Origin of the sequence: Candidatus Scalindua japonica, from assembly GCF_002443295.1 — a bacterium.
Taxonomy (GTDB): Bacteria; Planctomycetota; Brocadiia; order Brocadiales; family Scalinduaceae; genus Scalindua; species Scalindua japonica.
Genome location: NZ_BAOS01000001.1, coordinates 195,260 through 217,873 on the forward strand (window position 1 = coordinate 195,260; position 22,614 = coordinate 217,873).

19 protein-coding genes are annotated in these 22,614 nt (G+C 41.2%); 15 read left to right on the forward strand and 4 right to left on the reverse strand.

Annotated elements, in window-relative coordinates:
- The first annotated feature begins 98 nt into the window (after nucleotides 1–98).
- The gene (locus tag SCALIN_RS00700) at nucleotides 99–1,142 is read left to right on the forward strand and encodes a radical SAM protein (protein WP_261340982.1); all 1,044 of its coding nucleotides are present in this window, start codon (nucleotides 99–101) and stop codon (nucleotides 1,140–1,142) included.
- A gap of 174 nt (nucleotides 1,143–1,316) precedes the next feature.
- On the opposite strand, the gene SCALIN_RS23290 is transcribed toward SCALIN_RS00700, so the two are convergent.
- Both SCALIN_RS23290 and gmd read right to left on the reverse strand, forming a co-directional pair.
- Nucleotides 1,317–1,448: a hypothetical protein gene (locus SCALIN_RS23290; protein WP_261340981.1), complete on the reverse strand. Its 132-nt coding sequence runs from the start codon at nucleotides 1,446–1,448 to the stop codon at nucleotides 1,317–1,319.
- A 302-nt stretch (nucleotides 1,449–1,750) separates the two neighbouring features.
- Entirely contained in the window at nucleotides 1,751–2,764 is a 1,014-nt protein-coding gene (gene gmd, locus SCALIN_RS00705) for a GDP-mannose 4,6-dehydratase (RefSeq protein WP_096892347.1), read from the reverse strand.
- Between the two features lie 992 nt (nucleotides 2,765–3,756).
- On the opposite strand from gmd, the gene SCALIN_RS00710 reads away from it, so the two are divergent.
- The 10 genes from SCALIN_RS00710 (at nucleotide 3,757) to SCALIN_RS00760 (ending at nucleotide 16,020) form a co-directional block, all read left to right on the forward strand.
- A complete protein-coding gene (locus tag SCALIN_RS00710) occupies nucleotides 3,757–5,064 on the forward strand; it encodes a response regulator (RefSeq protein WP_096892348.1) in 1,308 nt (435 codons plus the stop codon).
- A 194-nt stretch (nucleotides 5,065–5,258) separates the two neighbouring features.
- A complete protein-coding gene (locus tag SCALIN_RS00715) occupies nucleotides 5,259–7,139 on the forward strand; it encodes a sensor histidine kinase (RefSeq protein ID WP_162532085.1) in 1,881 nt (626 codons plus the stop codon).
- The gene (locus tag SCALIN_RS00720) at nucleotides 7,126–7,506 is read left to right on the forward strand and encodes a response regulator (RefSeq protein WP_162532086.1); all 381 of its coding nucleotides are present in this window, start codon (nucleotides 7,126–7,128) and stop codon (nucleotides 7,504–7,506) included. Before SCALIN_RS00715 ends, SCALIN_RS00720 begins: the two co-directional genes overlap by 14 nt.
- Nucleotides 7,503–9,062 (forward strand): HD-GYP domain-containing protein, encoded by a 1,560-nt coding sequence (locus SCALIN_RS00725; protein ID WP_096892351.1) that lies wholly within the window; start codon nucleotides 7,503–7,505, stop codon nucleotides 9,060–9,062. The genes SCALIN_RS00720 and SCALIN_RS00725 overlap by 4 nt, the downstream gene beginning before the upstream one ends.
- Nucleotides 9,038–11,080: an ATPase, T2SS/T4P/T4SS family gene (locus SCALIN_RS00730; RefSeq protein WP_096892352.1), complete on the forward strand. Its 2,043-nt coding sequence runs from the start codon at nucleotides 9,038–9,040 to the stop codon at nucleotides 11,078–11,080. The genes SCALIN_RS00725 and SCALIN_RS00730 overlap by 25 nt, the downstream gene beginning before the upstream one ends.
- Nucleotides 11,081–11,127: 47 nt before the next feature.
- On the forward strand, nucleotides 11,128–12,273 hold the full coding sequence (locus tag SCALIN_RS00735) for a type II secretion system F family protein (protein ID WP_096892353.1): 1,146 nt from the start codon (nucleotides 11,128–11,130) through the stop codon (nucleotides 12,271–12,273).
- 409 nt (nucleotides 12,274–12,682) lie between these two features.
- Nucleotides 12,683–13,213, forward strand: a complete 531-nt coding sequence (locus SCALIN_RS00740; RefSeq protein ID WP_096892354.1) for a type IV pilin protein — start codon at nucleotides 12,683–12,685, stop codon at nucleotides 13,211–13,213.
- A gap of 688 nt (nucleotides 13,214–13,901) precedes the next feature.
- Nucleotides 13,902–14,474 (forward strand): GspH/FimT family pseudopilin, encoded by a 573-nt coding sequence (locus SCALIN_RS00750; protein ID WP_162532099.1) that lies wholly within the window; start codon nucleotides 13,902–13,904, stop codon nucleotides 14,472–14,474.
- A 187-nt stretch (nucleotides 14,475–14,661) separates the two neighbouring features.
- Nucleotides 14,662–15,210 carry an REP-associated tyrosine transposase gene (locus tag SCALIN_RS00755; protein ID WP_096892357.1) on the forward strand — a complete coding sequence of 183 codons (549 nt, stop codon included), beginning with the start codon at nucleotides 14,662–14,664 and terminating at the stop codon, nucleotides 15,208–15,210.
- A gap of 261 nt (nucleotides 15,211–15,471) precedes the next feature.
- The gene (locus SCALIN_RS00760; RefSeq protein ID WP_096892358.1) at nucleotides 15,472–16,020 is read left to right on the forward strand and encodes an REP-associated tyrosine transposase; all 549 of its coding nucleotides are present in this window, start codon (nucleotides 15,472–15,474) and stop codon (nucleotides 16,018–16,020) included.
- Nucleotides 16,021–16,114: 94 nt separating this feature from the next.
- On the opposite strand, the gene brnA is transcribed toward SCALIN_RS00760, so the two are convergent.
- Nucleotides 16,115–16,363 carry a type II toxin-antitoxin system BrnA family antitoxin gene (gene brnA, locus SCALIN_RS00765; protein WP_203415289.1) on the reverse strand — a complete coding sequence of 83 codons (249 nt, stop codon included), beginning with the start codon at nucleotides 16,361–16,363 and terminating at the stop codon, nucleotides 16,115–16,117.
- Entirely contained in the window at nucleotides 16,344–16,613 is a 270-nt protein-coding gene (locus SCALIN_RS00770) for a BrnT family toxin (protein WP_096892359.1), read from the reverse strand. The genes brnA and SCALIN_RS00770 overlap by 20 nt, the downstream gene beginning before the upstream one ends.
- Before the next feature lie 104 nt (nucleotides 16,614–16,717).
- Between SCALIN_RS00770 and SCALIN_RS21530 the strand changes: the two genes are divergently transcribed.
- From SCALIN_RS21530 to SCALIN_RS00785, 4 genes are all read left to right on the forward strand, one after another.
- Nucleotides 16,718–16,912, forward strand: coding sequence for a hypothetical protein (locus tag SCALIN_RS21530; RefSeq protein WP_133111564.1), 195 nt, complete (start codon nucleotides 16,718–16,720; stop codon nucleotides 16,910–16,912).
- Nucleotides 16,903–17,331 carry a type II secretion system protein gene (locus SCALIN_RS00775; protein WP_096892360.1) on the forward strand — a complete coding sequence of 143 codons (429 nt, stop codon included), beginning with the start codon at nucleotides 16,903–16,905 and terminating at the stop codon, nucleotides 17,329–17,331. Before SCALIN_RS21530 ends, SCALIN_RS00775 begins: the two co-directional genes overlap by 10 nt.
- Nucleotides 17,328–18,212 (forward strand): PilW family protein, encoded by an 885-nt coding sequence (locus tag SCALIN_RS00780; RefSeq protein WP_096892361.1) that lies wholly within the window; start codon nucleotides 17,328–17,330, stop codon nucleotides 18,210–18,212. Before SCALIN_RS00775 ends, SCALIN_RS00780 begins: the two co-directional genes overlap by 4 nt.
- A gap of 240 nt (nucleotides 18,213–18,452) precedes the next feature.
- Nucleotides 18,453–22,598: a LamG domain-containing protein gene (locus SCALIN_RS00785; protein ID WP_096892362.1), complete on the forward strand. Its 4,146-nt coding sequence runs from the start codon at nucleotides 18,453–18,455 to the stop codon at nucleotides 22,596–22,598.
- The last annotated feature ends 16 nt before the right edge of the window (nucleotides 22,599–22,614 follow it).

Genomic DNA, 22,614 nt, shown 5'->3' on the forward strand with positions numbered 1-22,614 from the left:
TCGGAAACATACGTGGAAACTATTGTTTATGACTATTATAAAATTACGATTTATTTTCAAAAGGGAAAAACAGCAATATGCAATTTAGAGTTGGACATATGGAGATTACAAATATATGCAATTTCAAATGCACGTTCTGCGCTGACAGTCAAATGTCACGAAAAAGACGTATTATGAGTCCGGATTTGTTTTACAGAGTTATTGATGAAATAGCTTCAGAACAATTAGCAGAAGCCATTGCACTTCATGTATTTGGTGAACCGTTAATTCACAGGGATGTGTGTGAATTTATTAAATATGTGAAGAACAAAGGATTAAAGCTCAATATTACAACAAACGCTTCACTATTGGAGGATAAGCATATAGAGACGATTTGTTCATTCATGCAAAACGATGAAGACAGCGTACATATTAGCTTTAGGTCCACAAATGAGGCAGTATTCGGAATACACGGGTGTAATGATACTTTCGATAATTATTTACGTCGAATCCAGGATTTGATTAAAATGAAAATATCAACGGAATCACCGTTTCGATTAAGATTAGATGTTTTCTGGAAAACAATCTTCAATTATCCTGTACTCCTGCGTAATAGTAAACTGATGGAATATATACTGGACGCAAAGTCTTCACATAAACTGGTTAAATGGATACAGGATATTGTCAGTGAAAAACCATATTATGATAAGATTAATTACAGTATTTTTGGTAGTACACGGACCGTGAACTTTCATAATAATATTGTTCTCTGTTTTCAGCCTCTTACAGAGTCAATAGACAGCAGTTTTAATAACCGTATGAGAGCAAGCACAGGATATTGTGATATGAGATACTTTACTGTTTTTTGTGATGGAAAGGTAGGGCCATGTTGTAATAATTACGATGCGAGAATATCTTTTGGAAATGTTAATGACAGAAGTTTGAAAGAAATATTATTTGATCAAAAAACTCTTACCTTCAGAAAGAAAATGAGTTGCGGGAAATTACCTCATGAATTCTGTAAACTATGTCGTGGGCATACAAATATACTTGGGTTGACTACAAAACAGGTATTGAATTACATTAAAGTCAAGATTGATCCATATGGAAATAGAAAGTTCATTTTTAGAGAAGAACATAATAATTATGGTGATAAAAAATAAAAGATTGTCAATTTGCGCAAATATAGTGGTGGATAGCAGTAGGGTGGGCACTGTCCACCAGAAACATTCTCCATCCGGAAACAAAATTCGTAGGGTGCGTTTTACGCACCAGAAACACTCCAGCATAAACAAGTATTTGTTTAATAGATAACACCATTGCCATATCCAATGTTGTTAACGGTGCATGGAATGCACCCTACCGCCCACCAGAAACATTCTACGTCCGGTAACAAAAATCGTAGGGTGCGTTTTACGCACCAGAAACATCCCGGCATAATCAAGTATCTGTTTAATAGATAACACCATTGCCGTATCCAACGTTGTTAACGGTGCATGGACATGGTATAAATATGAAAGTTAAAACGTGTAATTTATGACGAATAAGAAAACGACTATAAGGAAGCCATGAAAGCAGGAGAAAAACAGAAAAGCAATAAGATGAAATTTGTATTTTAGCTAGAAGCATCCGGTCAGGTTTTTGCGTATACCGTTCTTGTCATACCCGCCCGCCTGGCTCAACCGTTCGCCAGCCCGACAATGTCATTCTGGCGAGGGCTGTTCTGGCGGGGACGGGTACCTATTCGGGCAGGAATTCCTTTATCGGGTATCTATGTGACTCGTTCTATATCAGATTCAACCATAATACGCACAAGCTCCTCCAGCTGTGTAGCAGCTTCCCATCCAAGATTTTCCTTCGCTTTTGAAGGATCTCCAATAAGGAGCTTAACTTCTGCGGGTCTGTAAAAATCTGGAGAAATTAACACAACTACCTCATTTGACTTCCTGTTAATCCCCCTGGTATCTACTCCTTCTCCTTCCCACACTATATTAATATCGGCAGCCATGAATGCAAGTTCGACAAACTCTCTTACCGTATGGGTTTTTCCCGTTGCGACAATATAGTCGTCCGGCTCTTCCTGTTGAAGCATCAGCCACATTGCCTCAACATATTCCCTCGCATAGCCCCAATCTCTCTTTGCGTCTAGATTACCCAGAACGATATTATCTAGTAAACCATGCTTTATCCTGGCCACTCCGTTAGTAATCTTGCGGGTAACAAATTCGATTCCTCTTAATGGGGATTCATGGTTGAATAATATTCCTGAGCAATTGAACAAGTCATATGATTCTCGATAATTTACCGTCATCCAATGCGCGAAAAGCTTTGCTACAGCGTAAGGACTTCTGGGATGAAATGGGGTATTTTCACTCTGAGGTATTTCCTGGACCTTGCCAAACATCTCTGATGTAGAAGCCTGATAGAATCTTGTTTCCGGGCTGAAGTGTTTTATAGCATCCAGAATACCTAAGACACCAATGGCGTCAACCTGTGAAGTTACTAATGGTTGATCAAAAGATACTTTTACAAAGCTCTGGGCGGCAAGATTGTAAACCTCATCCGGCTTTAGTTTCATAATAGTATCAGTTACATTTGTATTTTCAAGGAGATCCATGTAGACAATTTTAACCTTTTCATCAATTCCAAGTTCTTTCATCCTCCAATTTATCTGGTCGGTACTCCTTCTATCCGCACCATAAACATCGTATCCTTTTTCAAGTAAGAAACTGGCCAGGTATGCTCCGTCCTGGCCCCTTATTCCGGTAATTAGTGCTTTTTTCATTTAATTTTCCTTAGTGTTTTTGTATTAAATACCTTTTGTACAGGAATTGTTAAGCGTAATATCTGCAATAGCTTTTGATTTGGAGATAAGTAGTAAAACACGTTACAAAATGGGAATAAAGCGATATAACTCATTTCCAGGTGCTTATTATGAGCAATCCAGTGTAATGATGAAAAACCCGAGTAAGTTGGGACAATCAATTCGATATGGAATTTTATCAAAGCAATAGCAAAATGTCAAAGAAACTGTAGCAAATTTGTCAATCCAGAATACAAATGAATTGAATACGTCCCATAAGAAATGTCAATGAGATAGGCACTTATGAATATTTGTGAGGGACATTATTACTGGTTATAGGTGATGGTAACTGTTTAAACTACTCTTGTGTTTCTGATAGATTTATTTTTCGATAATTGCACCAGAAAACTGTGTAGAAAACAAGGGTAAAAGGGATTAATAGAAAGAAAATTACAATGAAGATTATAGCACGGTCGTTAATAGGCGCTTCAGCAAAAAAAAAGAGTGAGATCATGATATATAAACCAAATAACCACATTATTATTAACTGTCTTTTTGTTATTTTGTACACCTTAAAACCCTTATCTTTTAAACAGAAGGTTAACTATTCCCTGACCATGTCAGCTGGTTTATGTTCCACGCGGGATATAATCTCCCGATAAAAACAAGTCATAATTCAGGTTTTCAGCATGATGTTTAATATTTTATACATTATTGTGTGAAAATCAATACAAAAACTTATGAGATGCGTATATATTGCTAATTCAAACATGTATTTTTTAAACAAAAATTATTTAAAAATATAGCTACAGGATAATTTAAATATGACGATAATAACTGGAGACCTGTTTTAAATGAATCATTTCTTTATTATAAACACTGATAATGATATCTAACAGGTATTATATATTATAAAGAAGATACTGTTTTTGATAAAAAAAAAGTGAAATGGTCAATAAAAAAAGGATGGTGTTATGAGAAATATTATCTTTGTTGATAATGATTCTGTTGCAACCCGGAAACTAAAAAAACTGCTTGGCACAATGTGTCCTGAATGGGAGATAGAGGTTACCCGGAGTGGAAAAGAAGCCCTGGATTTAATGTCCAGGTCCCCATTTGATGTTATTGTTTCTGATCTGCGTATACAGGGAATGAACGGGATAGAACTATTTGAAACCGTTAGTGAAAGCTATCCGGAAACTGTTCGTATCATCCATTCAGAAGCTTCAGACTTAAGGTCAACCATGATTGTACACCAGTTTCTGAAGAAACCATGTTCCGCGGAAGCAATGAAGAACACTATTTTACGCACATATAAGCTTCAGGAATTGTTAAGAAAAAAAATATTAAGAAAAACTGTCGCAGGTATTAAAAATCTGCCCAGTCTTCCCCGCTTATATAATATGATTGTTGAAGAGATGCAGTCTCCGGATGTATCCCTTAAAAAGGTAGGTTATTTAATTTCACAGGACATCTCAATGTCAGCCAAAATATTACAACTGGTTAATTCCGCTTTTTTTGCTCTGCCACAAAAAATTACTGATCCTCAACAGGCATCAGTTTATATCGGCCTTGAAACGCTAAAATCACTCGTGCTCTCTATCCATGTGTTTTCTTCATTAACAAAAGACGCGGAATCGTATGGCTTCTTTCCTGTGAAAATGTGGAAACATAGTTTGAAGACTGGCAAGCTGGCCAGTGACATAGCGCGTTCAGAGAATGCCGATAGAGCAATAGTGGATGGGGCGATGATATCCGGGATGCTGCATGACATAGGAAAACTCATAATATTACTGGAAATGCCCAAAGAGTTCATTGACGTAATGAACCTTGTTGAAGCTACCGGCTGCTGTCCGACAGAGGCTGAGTATTCTATACTGGACACTTCTCATGCGGAATTGGGCGCCTATCTGTTAGGGCTATGGGGTCTTCCAGGTAATGTAATTGAATCAGTTGCTTTCCATCACAAACCTTCAGAATTGATAGAGCGTATGTTCAATACGCCGTCTGAAACCATAGGAGATGATTCGGAAATAACGAAATCGAAAGATGCTGATATAAAACTACAGGCAGAAGAGAAGCCAGCAACAGCGTTTACCGCGTTGACGGCTGTGCATATAGCGAATGCCTTGACGATGCAGGGAGATTGCTCTTCTGATACACCTTATTTCCCATACGTTGACATGTCATACTTAAAAAAACTTGGTCTGACAGACAGACTGCCTCAATGGGTAGAGCTTTATGAGCAGACAAAACAGGTATCCGAGATAAATATAGTTTAGCCAGGCTCGAATTGCGTTAATCATAAGCTATTTAAATACTTCAACCTATCCCTGTTTACATCAAAAAAACAACTAAAGCTTTCGCCAGATTCACCGACAATAATCTATAGAGTTATGAGTACAAGGATGACTGGAGTCGTGTATTCTCTCAAATAATGAAAAAGAATTTGAGTCCTTACTATTTGATTAATACTATGTTTAAGTTTAATAAAAAATTCATAGATCCTGAAAACAGTGACAGGCAAAATAAAATCCCACTGATCGCCATCAGCATTTTGATCGTTCTGATTATAGGGATTATAATTATTACAAAGTTCCAGTTAAAACAGGAAGAAAAGGAGAAACGGACAGGAGTGCTTAATAACAGCCTCCAACTGATAAATCTTATTTCAATGTACCCAATCAAAGATTTTGAAACTGACAAGCGGGATCTCTTCTTCAAAACACTCATAAACAATTCTTTAAATTCAGGTCTTTTATACTGCTACGCTCACGACCTTACAGGAAAGGTTATCGCTTCATTTACTATGAGTGATTCAGTAAAAGATTCACCTTGGGAGATCCAGAGGAGCTCACTATTTTCGATGTGGTTGACGAAACAGACCTTCAATGAGCCTGGTACAGGAAAAGCGATTTATGAGTATGCTAAACCTGTCTTTGAGAATAACCAGAAGACCGGGACGGTAAGGATAGGATTTCAAGTCCCTGAAATAGTGGTTTTCAAAGGAGAACGGTTAAGTCATTTGTCTATGATAGTTTTTCTTATACTCGCTACCATTATTCTTTTCTATTATGGTGTCCTCATCGTCATAAAACCTCTTCAAAAAATCATGAAAAACAGTAAAAAAATCATCCATTCGTCAGTACCGGAAAGCAATAACGGAGGACAAGGCACAAATATTGTAAATATCATTGGAGAGCTTAATAAATCATTTTCAAACATTCAAGACAGGATAACCAGGATCGAATCAGAAAACATTGAATTGAGCACAAAAATGGGGGCTATCTCTTTTGAGAAAGATCAAATTATTAATCTCCTGAATTCTTTGAGCTTCGGAATAATAACCACCGACCTGCATGACAATATTAACTATATAAATGATTATATAAGTAACCTGATAGGCAGGCAATTGAAAGACGTGCTTGATCAACCGTTTGATCAGATAATCGAGAATGATGATATTGCATTGAGCATTTTGCAATTTGAACAGATAGAAACTGCCGGAAATGGTAAGAATATTGAAACAACCTTCCCAAACTTTTCTCCCGGAGAAACTTTTGGAGTCTCCCTGTATAACCTTACTGATAAGTCAGGGGAGTCTATAGGCAAGATGATCCTGGTCAAAAATATCACTTTCCAGAAAATGGGAGAAAAAACCCAGCAGGAATTTATCTCACATGTATCACATGAACTTCTGACCCCTTTAACGACAATTAAATCATACAATGAGATGTTAATGGATGGTGAAATAGACAAGGAAGAGATGCAGAAAGAGTTCTACAACACCATAAGTGAGGAAACATCACGTTTAACCCGCCTTATTCAGAATCTTTTGAATATCTCAAGAATAGAAACAGGTGAATTAGTAATAAACAGAGATTTTGTCAGAACTGAATTACTTTTTGAAGATTGTGCTGCTGCCATTAATGCTTCCGCTCTTAATAAAAACATAAGCTTTCAAAAATTATTACCAGACACATTTCCATCACTGAACGGTGATAAAGAACTACTCAAGGTATCGATTAACAATATCTTGAATAACGCGGTAAAATATACTCCTGAAGGAGGCAGAATCTCATTTTCACTCTACGAGTACAACAACACTGTGACATTTGAGGTAATCAATACAGGTGGCGGCATTTCTAAAAATGATATACCCCGCATTTTTGATAAATCCTATCGTTCCGATGACAAACATGTTTCAGAGCAGTACGGGTCAGGGTTAGGTCTTGCAATAACATCTGAGATTATCAATCTCCATGGAGGAGAAGTTGAAGTACAAAGTGAGCCAGGAAAGGAAACCTGTTTTAAGATAAACATTCCGAAGGGAGAATATTACCTTGAAGATAAATAAAACCATTCTGGTCATTGATGATGACTCCCATATAAGGAGGGTTATTGAGCTTAAGTTGAGAAAGGCCGGATATGAGGTAATAATTGCCGAGAATGGAGAATCAGGGATTCAGATCTGTAATACCAGGTTGCCGGATGCTGTCATCACAGACGTTGTAATGCCAAAAATGGACGGTAAAGCAGTCCTTAGAAGAACTAAGGAATTAAAAAAGGAATATTCTTTCCTGACCATTATTATAAGCTGCTCGATAGGTTTTGAGGAGCATCACTGGATAAAAGATATACCCGACACTCATTTTATGGAAAAACCGTTTAGTCTTAATAAAGTATTGGATTGTGTTGATCAATACTTCGGAATTAAAAGATGATTATGCACATTGAATATTTTCAGGAACTATTCTGCGGCTTAACTCAAATCAGCCCGTTAAACTTTGAGGTCTGGAATGGTGACGGTCCGGTGTTCTCTTCAAGATTTGACGGCGCAGACACAACCATCAGCAGCCAGATAGAAGAGTTTTCTGATAGTGTCATGAGCCAGGGGGTATTCCGTCATACTTCTATGAACGGCTGGAAAGCGGTATTTGGTGTTCCCATTAGAAACAATGAGCAGACAGTCGGGTGTCTGCTTGCCTACAGCAAAAATTCAAATAAAAATCTCATACCTGATGAAAGTGCTTACGCGGAAATTCCTGATGTTAAAGGGGTCGAAATGTTTCTTACCCGCCTGGTATCATTTATAGAAGATAAATGGGAAGGTGAGCAGGAAAAAGAGAAGATTACTGAAGAACTTGGCCGGAGTTTCGAAGATCTATATCTCTATTCCCAGGTTGCAAACCAGATAAAAACGTTATTGTCCTCCAATCAAATGAACAACGATCTGGTTTTAGATACCATGAAAACAATGCGGGTAGACATCTCCTTCGTCAATTTATTTAACCATGAAGGAAGTAAAATAGCCTTTAATGAAGATAGTTTATACCTGCAATTTTCTGGCATTGCGGAAAAATTTGTAGGAAAGCTTATAAGAACTCTTACTGTTCAAGAGAAAGTAGAAAAGAGAACACATTTTACTATTCATGATTCCAGGACAGACAGTCAATTCAGCAAATTGTTTATTGCTCAATACCGTTTACTTGCAGTAAAGATCACACATGACAACAAATTTTACGGGTGGTTGGGACTGATTTCATTTAATCTTAAAGAATCTTTCAGAAGAAGCGAATTGAGGCTCTTGATTTCTATGGCTGAGCAGCTTGCCATGTTGATAACCAATACTGACCTGTACAAAGAATTAGAAGGATTTGTTATCAATTTGATTAAGTCAATGGTCTGTGCTATTGAAGCGAAAGATGTATATACCAGCGGCCACTCTGAACGAGTCAGTGAATTATGCTTGAATATGGCAGAATATATGGATCTGACAGAAGATGATAAAAAGAACCTGAAATGGGCCGCCATCCTGCATGATGTCGGGAAAATAGGTGTGCCTGAATCTATTCTGTGTAAAGAAGGGCCTCTGGAAGATGATGAGTATCGTAAAATTAAAGAACACCCAAAAAGAGGGTTTGAGATCCTTAAACATATTAAGCAACTGGTGCCTATAACCCCCAGTATTTTACATCATCATGAGCGCTATGATGGAAAGGGATATCCTGACGGGCTGAAAGGTGATGAAATCCCATTATATGCACGCATTATTGCTATTATTGACACATACGATGCTATAACTTCACGGCGGTCTTACCGGTCGGCAAAATCTTCGGAGGAAGCTATGTCAATTATTGAAAAGGTTGCCGGCACACAATTAGACCCGAATCTGGTTTTAATATTCAAAGAGGTATACAGGGACTCAATCGTTGTAAAAAAAGATGAGCAAATCTCTGGGAAGGAGAAAGCAAGATGGCAATGTCAGCAATTAACATAACTAAAATTGGTACAAATACCGTCCTGACTCCAAGAGCTTCATTATCGCATAAGAATTATGAGGATCTTGATACGCTATTCAAAGATTGTATCAGCCACCAGAAAACGCAGATTATTCTGGACTGCAAAGCGGTGTCATTCATCGACAGTGAAATACTTGGCCTTATGGTCAAGACGCATGAAGCGCTTTCAATGCAGGAGAGAATGTTGAAAATAATTAACCTGGTTGAGATATGCCGGGACATACTGACGATAACACGGCTCATAAAGATTTTTCACGTTTACAAAAACATCAATGACGCACTTAAAAACGTACCATTAAAAGATGATAATTTAATACCAAAAAGAAGAAAACTTGGCGAAATTATGGTCAACCAGGGGCGTATTACTCCTGATGAGCTAAACGTCTATCTCGCCACACAAAAGGAAACCTGCAAACCAATTGGAAAATTATTTATTGAAAATAATATCATTACGGAAGAAGAGATGATCCGTATTCTCGGAGAACAGCATGGGATCCCAAAAGTCTGGCTGAGGAAAGGGCTGGTAGACGGAAGGATTGTGAATGTTTTATCTAAGGAAAAGGCGCTGCGTTATAAAGTAATCCCCATTTTTAAGGTTAACAATATCCTGACACTTGCCACGTCAGATCCAAACGCTATCTTTGTGTTTGACGAAATAGCAAAAATTACTAACCTGGTAGTCCAGCCCGTTCTCTGCCGTACTGATGACATTCTTGATATTATCGAAGAATACTACAAAGAGGGGGGTCATACAGATGTCAATGATATCCACCTTGACGATAATCTTGAGCTTGTTGAAACTGCAACTGAAGAAGAGATAAATGAATTAGCACAAATGGCTGAAGATAGCCCGATAGTTAATCTGACCAACAAAATTCTTCTCAAGGCTATCAGAGATGGTGCGAGCGATATACATTTTGAGCCGCAGCGGAACAAATTCCGCATACTGGTCAGGATTGACGGAATATTGTATGACTTTATGTCCCCTAAAATAGAGATTCATCCGTCTCTTGTCTCAAGGTTAAAGATTATGGCAGGTCTTGATATCTCTGAAAGGCGCATGCCCCAAGACGGCCGTATCCAGGTACGGACAGATGGCAGGACCGTAGATCTCAGGTTTGGATCAATGCCGAGCATTCATGGCGAAAAAGTTGTTTTGAGGGTGCTGGATAAGAGTAATGCCATCCTTGACCTCAATAAGCTTGGGTTTAAAAATGTAATACTGGACCAGTTTAAATCGATCCTCAGAAAACCCCATGGGCTCATTCTGGTCTGCGGTCCTACCGGCAGTGGAAAGACAACCACCCTCTATTCCGCTATAACAATGCTCAACTGCATGGAAAAAAATGTTATAACCATTGAAGATCCGGTTGAATATCAGTTGGATGACATCAACCAGAACCAGATCAAGGATTCCATAGGTCTCAACTTTGCCAAGTTTCTGAAACATGCTCTCCGTCAGGACCCTGATATTATACTGGTGGGAGAAATCAGGGACCGTGAAACAGCTGAAATTGCGATCCAGGCTTCACTGACCGGCCATCTTGTTCTTTCGTCGCTTCATACGAACGACAGCCCCAGCGCCATTACCCGACTCCTGGAAATGGGAGTTGAACCATACCTCATCTCTTCCGCCCTGCTGGGTTGTCAGGCACAACGTCTCGTCCGGACAATCTGTCCGGACTGTAAGACAAGCTACTTCCCCTCAAAGGCAGAATTGCAGGAACTTGGATTTGACAATGATACAACAATCCGGTTGTACAAAGGCAAAGGGTGTTCTTCCTGTTATGACTCAGGTTTCAAAGGACGTTTCGGGCTCTATGAACTCCTGCCTTTAGACGAAGAGCTCCAATCGGTAATACTGGAAAATCCGAATGCAACCGCTATAAAAAAACATATTAGCGGAAATGGTCATCAGAGATTGAGAGAGCTTGGATATGAGAAGGTAATTGAGGGTTTAACCACCATAGAAGAGGTAAGGCGGATCGCGATTTGAGAAATAGAGCAAATAATCAGAATAATTTATTCGGATGGTAAAAGACTATGGCTTTATCGTTAAGTAACAATTATAAAGATAGCGCGTCAATACATCTTAAGAAAGAGTCTCGCGTTAAATCGATATCCCTGAACGATATTTTCAGCAGAATTGGCAAACCTGTCAAGTCAGCCGAACTTATGTTTTTCTGTTCGCATCTGTCCCTGATGTTTGAAATTAAAACTCCTTTGAACCAGGCGCTTAAAACGATAGAGAACCAGACTCAAAATGCGGCTTTTAAGAAAGTGATACAATCCATGACTAAAGATGTTGAGGAAGGGCGGCAGCTTTCTGACGCTATGAAACGACATCCACGGTTTTTCAATACAATGTTCACAAGCATGGTTAAAGCCGGAGAGAACGGCGGTTTTCTCCATGTTGTTCTGGAGAAAATCGTTGAAATGCAGGAAAAACGTCAACGGCTTATATCACAGATAAAGTCCGCGTTAACCTATCCCGCTTTCCTCTGTATTTTAGGTTTTCTCGCGATAATTTTTATCATGGTCAGCGTGTTGCCAAAGTTTACCGGATTATTTGAAGGAAAGGAGAGTGTCTTACCGTTCACGACTCTCTGTTTGATGAATGGAAGCTCTTTTTTGCGAAGCTATTGGTGGTTGTGTATTTTATCCTGCGGCGGCCTGCTGACAGGTATAAAAATCTTCAAAGACAGTAAGCATGGAAAGGCCCTTATCGAATGGTTTCTTGTAAGCGGCCCATTAGTATCCAATTTGTGTACAAAGATTTATACCAATGAACTGCTTCGAATACTGGGAAACTTGATAGAAAGCAAGGTCTCATTTATAGAAGCGCTTGAAGTGACACGCGGTACTATTCGAAACAGCTATTTCAGAGATTTTATCGATAAAACCATAAAACATATGGAGAATGGAGGAAAATTCTCAGATCAATTTGTACATTTTCCCTACATCATGGAGTCCGTTAAACAGATGGTGGTAACAGGAGAGGATACCGGCAACTTGTCGACAGCTATGCTGAGGTTGAACAAACACTACGATTTAGAAATTGAACAGGACCTTAAGAAGTTGACAGCCCTGATAGAACCGGCAGCACTGGTAGTAATGGGAGCGGTTATCGGAATTATCGTTTCTTCCATAATCCTTCCAATGTTTAAGCTGTCACAGGTAATAGGTTAGTGTCTGTGCAGAAACCAGAGAACATTGTATAAAAAATCAACAAAAAGCAGGTGGCACAATCAGGCGGTATGTTTTACATCGTCCATTCTTACCTATTATTATTGATAACTATAAAGTATTGAAATGTAAAGATATGTCAACACAATGGTTATACTCTGGTCCGTGATGTTATAAATATATGTAGAGCTTTGGCATTTCATTTGCTAGTTCTCTTCCAGATAATAAGCTGATTTCTAAAAACAATTTCGCATATTTTTTTTCTAATCTTTAGAAAAAAACTACCGATAAGTAAGTAAGAAGTGAATAAGATATTATTACCAGAACTGAGTAGATCCTGATTAAATAATGGGAAAATTGCCAGGTGATTTTGAGTAAAGACTTTTATTTTTTTTTATTAAGGAGGATAAATATGAAGAGGGGAGAATTAAGTAAAAAGAATGGTTTTACCCTGATAGAAATGCTTATTGTGGTAATAGTACTCGGTATATTATCAGCGATTATTATTCCACAGATTGCCGTTTCTACAGATGATGCCAAGCTTAACACGCTGGAGACCAATCTGACTGGATGTCGTAAGGCAATTGAGCTCTACTATTATGAGCATGGTTCCACCTATCCCGGAGACGCTGTACCTACAACGAAGCCGATAGATGTTACTGACACGACTGAAGCCTTTGTCGCTCAGCTTGTACGATATACGGATGCGGCTGGTAACATAGCAAATGCAAAAACTGCTGTGTATAAGTATGGACCATATATTAAGAATGGTAAATTGCCGACAAATCCATACAATGACAAATTTGATGTTGTTGTTGACAATACTGAAACTGACATTACGGTAAGAGACTCATCAGCGTCTGATAACGGCTGGCTGTTCTATTCGAAGACAGGTGTTTTTATTGCGGCTGACGGAACTGCCGGTATTCACGACAATCTGTAAAACCCATTTATCCTCCTGACAACATATGAAAGACGAACTCCTTGATAAGCATTAATTAATCGTCTGATAAGCCGTCAGCGTAAAGCTGGCGGCTTTAAATAGATTAGAATGAAGAGAATTCGATTATACCGGCAATGCCCACCCTACAACTACAAGCCTGAACCAGCATTAAATAGTTTTGCATTATTTGACTCTGGTTGTTTTTTTATTTTTTCTTTGCGTTCTGCCTGCCCGGCCAGCCATTCGCCCGCCCGGCAAGGCTGTTCTGGTGAGGACGGGGACGGCTCCGGCTCCTTGCCCGACGTCTTCTTTGGCGGGTGCGTGATAAATTATAATATGCCTGTTTGGAGAAACGGGTCCTACATATTTAATTAATGAGGAAAAAATTACCCCTTTGTTGAATAAATCACCATAACATTTCAAACCATACCATACCCATCAGACAAGAACCACGCAACATATCATATAACAAGGGTTTACGCTTCTTTGTGCAAAATACATTATTTGGTATAAATCTTGCAATTGTAATAAGTATAAGCAGGAATGTAGTTACATAGCGATAATAAACTCTCTCCCCCCCGGGGGAGAAGGCAGGGAGAGGAGGGGCAAGTCGAAGTGTTGTCGACATTCAAATGTACATTTAATTATTTTGTTCATAACACTAAAATAACAATCTATGAAACGATGGATGAAAAGACAATTTTGTGACATAACGGTAACTTCCAGGCGGTCTGCAGGTTTTACGCTTATTGAAATGTTGATTGTAGTGATGCTTATGGGGATCACAGCAGCGATCAGTCTTCCCGCGATACACTCAACACTTACAGAAAACCGGCTTAAAGGTGCTGCTTATGAAGTCGTCACCGCACTGGAATACGCGCAGCTGACCGCTATGTCCTCCGGCAGAGGAACACGAGTGGTTATCGTGGAAAATCAAGAGCGTATTGGAGTAAGGCAGTACACATCAAATGCCGACTTTTTTACTGGTGGTGACGAACTGGCTGAAAATGATGTGGAAAATGGGTCGTATGTATTAATGCCATACCCTACTAAAAAAGGAATAAATTACCCCATTCTGCTGACGGATGAAAATCGCTTTAGCGGCGTTGACATCACCGTATCAGACTTTAATGCAGGCAGTCAGGTAGACTTCAACGCACAGGGAGCACCGACGAAAGGAGGCTCTGTCACACTTGCTTTAGGAGGTGAACAGATAGTCGTAACCCTCGACGCACTGACCGGAAAGGTCACGGTGAATTAGTGTTTCTGGTGCGTAAAACGCACCCTGACGTTTAATCTTTCCAGACAAGTAGGGTGCATTCCATGCACCGTTAACAACCTAGGATACGGCAATATTGATATCTATGAAACAAATACTTGATTACGCTGGCATGTTTCTGGTGCGTACAACGCACCCTACGATTTTCGTTTCCGGTGGAATGTGATTAATGTCGAATTACCGGCGTGCTAATGCAAAAGGAGGCACATATTTTTTTACTGTTGTGACGTATCGGCGACAAGAATTCTTATGCGATGAAAATGTTCGAACGGCGTTGCGTGACGGTATTCGTGATGTGCAAACACAACATCCACTGATCATTGACGGTTGGGTTTTGTTGCCGGATCACCTTCATTGTATATGGACGCTGCCGGAGGACGATTCAAACTTTGGTGTTCGCTGGGCTATGATAAAACGTTTCATAACAAAACAATGTGGTCCGGACTTACGCCGTGATGATTGGATGAATGCATCAAAACGGAAACGAAATGAATCCACAATTTGGCAAAGGAGATTCTGGGAGCATATGATCCGTGATGAAGATGATTATAATAGACATATGAATTATATACATTATAACCCGGTGAAGCATGGTTTGGTATCAAGTGTTAATGATTGGCCATATTCCACGTTTCACAGGTGTGTGAAGAAAGGACTATATCCACCGGATTGGGGTGGAGACGGAACAGATACAAACGAAGCGAGTTATGGTGAATGAGTGGATTGCCATTCATTTTGGATTGGTATAAATAACGGCAGGCAATGCCTGCCCTACGTAATTGTGGTTCTTTGAAAAATTAAATTATGGTGTATTATCTGACGTTTAATCTTTCCAGGCAAGTAGGGTGCATTCCATGCACCGCTAACAACCTTTGATGCGGCAATAATGTTATCTATTAAACAAATACTTGATCACGCTGGCATGTTTCTGGTGCGTACAACGCACCCTACGATTTTTGTTTCCGGTGGCATGTGATTAATGTCGAATTACCGGCGTGCTAATGCAAAAGGAGGCACATATTTTTTTACTGTTGTGACGTATCGGCGACAAGAATTCTTATGCGATGAAAATGTTCGAACGGCGTTGCGTGACGGTATTCGTGATGTGCAAACAAAACATCCACTGATCATTGATGGTTGGGTTTTGTTGCCGGATCACCTTCATTGTATATGGACGCTGCCGGAGGACGATTCAAACTTTGGTGTTCGCTGGGCTATGATAAAACGTTTCATAACAAAACGATGTGGTCCGGACTTACGCCGTGATGATTGGATGAATGCATCAAAACGGAAACGAAATGAATCCACGATTTGGCAAAGGAGATTCTGGGAGCATATGATCCGTAATGAAGATGATTATAATAGACATATGAATTATATACATTATAACCCGGTGAAGCATGGTTTGGTAACAAGTGTTAAGGATTGGCCATATTCCACGTTTCACAGGTGTGTGAAGAAAGGACTATATCTACCGGATTGGGGTGGAGACGGAACAGATGCAAACGAAGCGAGTTATGGTGAATGAGTGGATTGCCATTCATTTTGGATTTGTATAAATAACGGCAGGCAATGCCTGCCCTACGTAATTGTGGTTCTTTGAAAAATTAAATTATGGTGTATTATCTGACGTTTAATCTTTCCAGGCGTTCCGCAAGCCACATTTTGATAAGGGCTGTTCTGGCAACGCCGATGTGCTGTGCTTCTTTGTCAATTTTATTTAAAAAAGATATGGGAAAATCAATATTAATCCTTTGGACCTTTTTGTTTACTTTTGCCCTTTTGCTATCGAGGAAATCTCCCATATCTTTACCGTTATCAAAATCTTTATCAAATTCTTTGGAGGTTATCTTACTCTTTGATTTTTTCATGATATATGTTCCTTTCTTTTGTCCTGCTTCTTCTACATGAGATTATCCTTATCTTTTTGTCTCTGGTTGTAAAGATGCAGGAGAATAGACGGGTTTTTATTTTACCGATAATCATGTATCTTTGTTCACCTTCGGTAATTGCAGGCAATTTTACGTGGGTATTTGACCAGATAGTTTTCGCTTCTTCAAAGTCTACCCCGTGTTTTTGTTTATTTATTACGGATTTATTTGAATCATATTCAAATTCCATATTAAAATTGTATCAAAATAATATATATATTCAATTATTTATATACAGGACAAGTAGACAAGTAGGGTGCATTCCATGCACCGTTAACAACATTGGATATGGCAATGGTGTTATCTATTAAACAAATACTTGATTACGCTGGCGTGTTTCTGGTGCGTAAAACGCACCCTACGAATATTGTTACCGGACGGAGAATGTTTCTGGTGGGCAGTGCCCACCCTACACCTACACCGACTGAATCTGCATTAAACCGGCTTTCCCAGGTTAGCAGCTTTACCGGAGATTCACTATGTCTTTGAAAAAACAATTTAATCAAATAGAAAAATTAAAAGCCTCTTTCGGCTTTACCCTGGTAGAAGTTATATTTTCCGTAGTCATTTTAGGGCTCATCTCCGCGGGGGTTGCCTACCCGTACATGATAGGTATGAAGTCCATCAACGCGAAGGAGGATCGTATGCTTCTCGACAGCGCGCTCCGCAGCCGGATGGAAATACTTATAAGTACCGACTTTGGCGCACTCAGCGATAGTTCTGAGGTAGTTAATATTAATGGACAGAATTATACTATTACCTGGACGGTGGTGAACATGGATATGGACGGGGACGCTGTACCGGAGACGAATGCAAAACTGGTTGTTGTATCGGTAACGGAAGTGCCCGGACGTTCTCTGACAACCATCATCGTAGATAATGAAGGCAGAATAGGTAAGATATCATGAGGGCCACTGACGAAAAAGGTTTTACGCTTATTGAATTGGTCCTGGCTATCACCATTATGGGAATCATTGCCGGGACAACAGTAACCCTCCTTTCCGCAAACCTCAAGGCACACAATATCGCTTCTGACAGGTCCGGCCTGCACCAGGAAGGCCTCCTGACCATGGAACGTATGACAAACGGACTCAGGAAAACAACGGTTGTCGCAGTCCCTAATGGTCACAGTTACACAAGAGACATCCTGGCCTTTTCCCGTCTGGTCAACAGCGACAATGACTTCTACTTCGGAGACCCACTATTTCCGCGTATTGATGAAGACCTCAGTGACGATTATTCATGGTGCGGAAACGGCATCTTGGGTGTTGATGAAGACGATGATGGTCAGATTGATGAAGGTGATTGGAGAGATGAGGATGAAGATGGTTTATATAATGAAGATCCACTTGATGGATTGGACAACGATGGAGACGGTTCTATCGATGAGGGGACGATGCCTGATAGTAATAATGACGGTAAGAACGGTATTATTATGATCGATGATGACGGTGATGGAACGGTAGACGAGCAACAGGGTGATAATGTAAATGATGATGATGAAGACGGAGCTACTAACGAGGAGGATATACTTTTCGTAGTGTACGTGTATAATTCTGCTACTAATACCCTGACTGAAATACATTCTGACCCTGATAGCGGCATAAACAGCCCTGCGCCTCAAATAGTCTTGTCGACACAGGTCACCAATTTCCAGGCCATATACAAATCACCGGGGTTAATTGAGATTATTCTCCAGCTCACCGGAGAAGATGGTAAGGTCATAGATTTTGATGAACATGTATATGTCAGAAACGTACTTCAGAAAAACGGTAAAAGGGTGAGATAACGGAACTAAATACGAAATCCGAAGCACGAAATGCGAAACAAATACGAATGAATAAAACCAAAAATACAAAACTTTAGATCGTTTAAAATTAAAATTCCTGATTTGTTTCGTATTTCGATATTCGATTTTCGGATTTATTTGTGCATTTAAATAAATGATTCATAAACAAAAAAAAACCATATCTCCATTCGAACAAATAAACCCTGGGACTACCGTAGTGAATCAGGAATAGGCTATGTCATGATCCTGCTTGTCCTGGTTTTAATGAGTTCCCTGAGCCTGGCCTTTCTCGCTAAGGTAGGTACAGAAACATCTGCCACGATGAAACGCGGTGATGGCATGCAGGCGTCTTATCTGGCAGAGACTGCAGCCAACCATGCCATGTGGCGACTGTTGCATGAAACTACTCTTCCGCCAGTTGATATCAGGATAACACAGATTAGCGATGACGCAGAGGAAGATTTTAGTGGAAATATGAGGACTGGGTCAGCCGCTAACACATTGAGCCTGGGTAGCGATAAATACGTCGGAGTACGTTTTCTCAATGTAAATATTCCTCCAGGTGCCATTATCTCCAATGCCTATGTAGAATTCAAGTCTAACGCATCTCCCTCAGAACCAGCAACGTATCTGTTAATTAGAGGAGAAGCCAGTGACGATGCCGCTACATTTACATCCAACTTTCAGGATATTACAAACAGAACCGAAACGTCTGCCTCAGTACCCTGGACCATTTCCCCACAGTGGACAAATAACAATCTCTACCAGTCACCTGATTTGAGCACTATCGTCCAGGAAATCGTTGCTCGTCCAGGCTGGTCAAGCGGAAACGCTATGGTCATTCAATTTGAATCAACCGATTCTGGTGGTAATTCTAAAGCCTGTGCTTCTGATAATTACCCAACTGCAGAAACAGCCTTGCTTCATGTAGAATACAGTGCTGGAAGCATTAACCCCAATACCTACTATATGCATTCTCTGGGAAGTGGACGTTACGGTTATAAAATCCGAAAAAATACTGACACCACCTTTGCCACCATTGCCACCGTGGGCGCCTTTGGAGATAATGTCGTTAATCAGAGCTATGTACTTTATGTGAAGCCGCAAATTGCGATGCCGGATCCTCTCTGTGCAGGCCTTATTGGCTATTGGGAACTTAATGAGATCGATGGTATCACTGCAGCGGATTTCAGTGGAAACGGTAATGATGGTACGCTGACGAACATGGACCAGTATACAGATTGGGTTGCCGGAAAAATTGCGGGTGCGCTCGACTTCGACGGTTCTAACGATTATATCAATGTGCCCCATAATGATAATCAATCTCTGACCGGGGGGATGACCTTTGCTGCCTGGGGCAACACGCTTAATACAAGTGGAGGCTACAAGGCCATCCTTGCCAAGGACATCCCCGGCAATGGTCTTTCCAACTACTGGTTCGGCATCGAGAATGATGAGCTGGTGTTTGGCTTCTTTGCCGCAGGAGCTTTTCAGGTAGTAAAATCAGCGAGTAGTAATCTTCAGACAGACACCTGGTACCATCTGGCCGCCAGCTTTGATAATGGGACTGATGTTGTACGATTGTATGTTGATGGTGCGGAGGTGCATGTGGGTGCAATTACCTACGAGCCGACAACAGAAACAGCTGATCTGTGGATTGGACACTCAGTGGATGGCGAGTACTGGTCAGGAATGCTGGATGAGGTGCGAATTTACGACCGCGTGCTGGACCCGACGGAAATCTCCCAACTCCACGCCATGACCGTGGGCGGATGCGGTACTCAGTCTATTATTTCTACCGATAGTGACGCGGGCCTGGGCGGGCTCAGCTTTACTGATATCGACCTCGTGAGGTATGACGAGGTGAACGACACGGCCAGTCTCTTTTTCAATGGCAGCTTGACAACCCTGATTGCAGATATCGATGCGGTACATGTGTTGGCGAACGGTCATATAGTGCTTTCGACTAATGGACCTGCAATCCTGGGCGGTCTGAGTTTCGACGACGGTGATTTGATTGACTATAACCCCGTAGCAGATACAGCCAGGCTGATCTTTGATGGTAGTATGCTGTTTGACGATCCGAGTGAGCAAATTAGCTCTGTCCATGTTCTGGATAACGAACACTTCGTCCTGTCTACAGTAAACAACGCGATTCTGGGAGGACTTAGTTTTGGAAAGGGAGACCTCGTAGAATATGACCCGTTGACCGACACGGCTAGTCTCTTTTTCGATGCCAGCTTGACGACCCTGACTGAAGTTATCGATGCGGTGCATGTGCTGGACAACGGTCATATAGTGCTCTCTACAAAAAACAGCGCGATCTTGGGTGGATTGAATTTCGACGATGGCGATTTGGTTGACTATGATCCTGGAGCGGATACAGCCACACTGATCTTCGATGGATCTGCACTGTTTAACTACCAGTGGGAAAAAATAATCTCGGTACATATTGGTGCCGGGAGTGGTAGTGTTGCTCCTGCAGGTAACCTGCTCTTTGTTGTGGCTGACGCTTTAAGTCTGAATCAGCAGGAAGTCGATAGAAAAACGTTGATAGAAAGCTGGGGTTATCAAATTTCACTCATTTCTGACGATGCTTTGCAGTCCGAGTTTGATACTGCAACAGCAACCGCTGATGTTGCGTACATTTCTCAAACAATCGACGAAACGATGCTTGGGACGAAGCTGCGCAATACGACGATCGGTGTTGTTGTTGAAAAAATGATGTCCGACTTTGGTATCGCTGGAGGCTGGCTAAGTAAGAGCCGGGATGAGATAGACATAATAGACAATACACACTATATTACCTCCCCGTTCAGTACGGGTCTGCTTACCACCACAACCAGCTTCCAGGCTCTCACCTTGAGAGACGGCAGTCCAGCTCCAGACGTTACTGTATTATCTAAAACTTTTAATGTTGGTTCCACATGGAAGCCTTCGTTGCAGGTAATTGAGACGGGAGGAGAACTTAATGGTGGAGACTTCGCCGCCGGCAGAAGGGTGCAGTTGCCCTGGGGAGGTGCGGGATTTGATATCAACGCACTCAACGCTGATGGTAAAACCATTATGCAGCGCGCAATCAAATGGGCCGTTAGAGAGTTAGAGTTACCCTTTCCGACTAACCTGCTCTTCGTCGTTGACAATTCACTCAGTCTGACGGGAAACGAATCAGCGCGAAAGACATTGATGGAGGGCTGGGGTGCAGTTGTTACGCCAATTTCTGACGATGCAGATACAGTTGATCTTACCGCTGGTATAGCGGTGAATGATGTGATGTATATTTCCCAGGAGATCACCTCTCTCGTAAATGGTCCCAGGTTCAGGGATGCGACTATCGGCATAGTCAACGAGGAATACCAGCTTAGTAACGATTTAGGGCTTACTTCTGGTGAGGGATCTGGGTTTTTCAGCAGTACGACCATCCAGGACAACACCCATTATATTACGTCGGGATTTAGTTCAGGTGCACTGGCCTTGTTTGATCCGGCGTACGACATCTATACTGGCGGGGGTATGACGTTAGCTCTCGATCTCCGCGTGCTGGGAGAATGCGGAACTATTAGTGCAGCGCTGGCAGCACTGGAAGCCGGAGACGACTTGTGGGATACAGGGACCGCAGCTGCCCGCCGTGTACAGGTACCCTGGGGTGACGACTTCTCCGCGCTCAATGCAGATGGTCAAACCATCATGAAGAGAGCTATCGAATGGGCTGCAGCTGGCAGTGGTAGTGGCGGAGGCGGAGGTGGAGGCGGTGGTGGCATCGTCTTCGAAGAGTTTACTGAAAAGAAACTCAGTACCGATGGGACCAGTATCATAATGGACAAACCGCCGGCAACTTCACAGAGTGATCTACTGATTGCCGCTGTCGCTACCTCTGGCAATAACGCCAGTTCACTCTCTGCACCGAGTGGCTGGACAACAATAAATATTGGCCAAACATCGAGCAAAGTCACCTTAGGCGTATGGTGGAAACAGGCAGGTGCATCAGAAAGCGGTACGTACACCTTCACCTGGTCAAACAACAAAAAGGCATACGGGTGGATTATGCGATTGACCGGGCACGACACGAACAACCCGGTTGATACGTTCAGTTCTCACGGAGGGGGTAGCAACTCACCAACCAGCCCTTCCGTAACAACGAGCTTTGACAATTCGATGATTCTTCGACTGGGAGGGTTTGAAAATAATAAGATCACGGTAGATGATCCTGGCCTGCCGGGCCACACCGCAATCACCATGGATGAGAGCGGAGGCGGATCACCCGTCTCTGGAGGTGCTGGATACATACTCCAGCCAACCTCCGGCAACAGCGGAACATCAAATTTCACACTTAATCAAATGAAAAAATACAGGACTGTTACGGTTGGAATAAGTCCGGCACCGTAGTTAACAACATTGGATA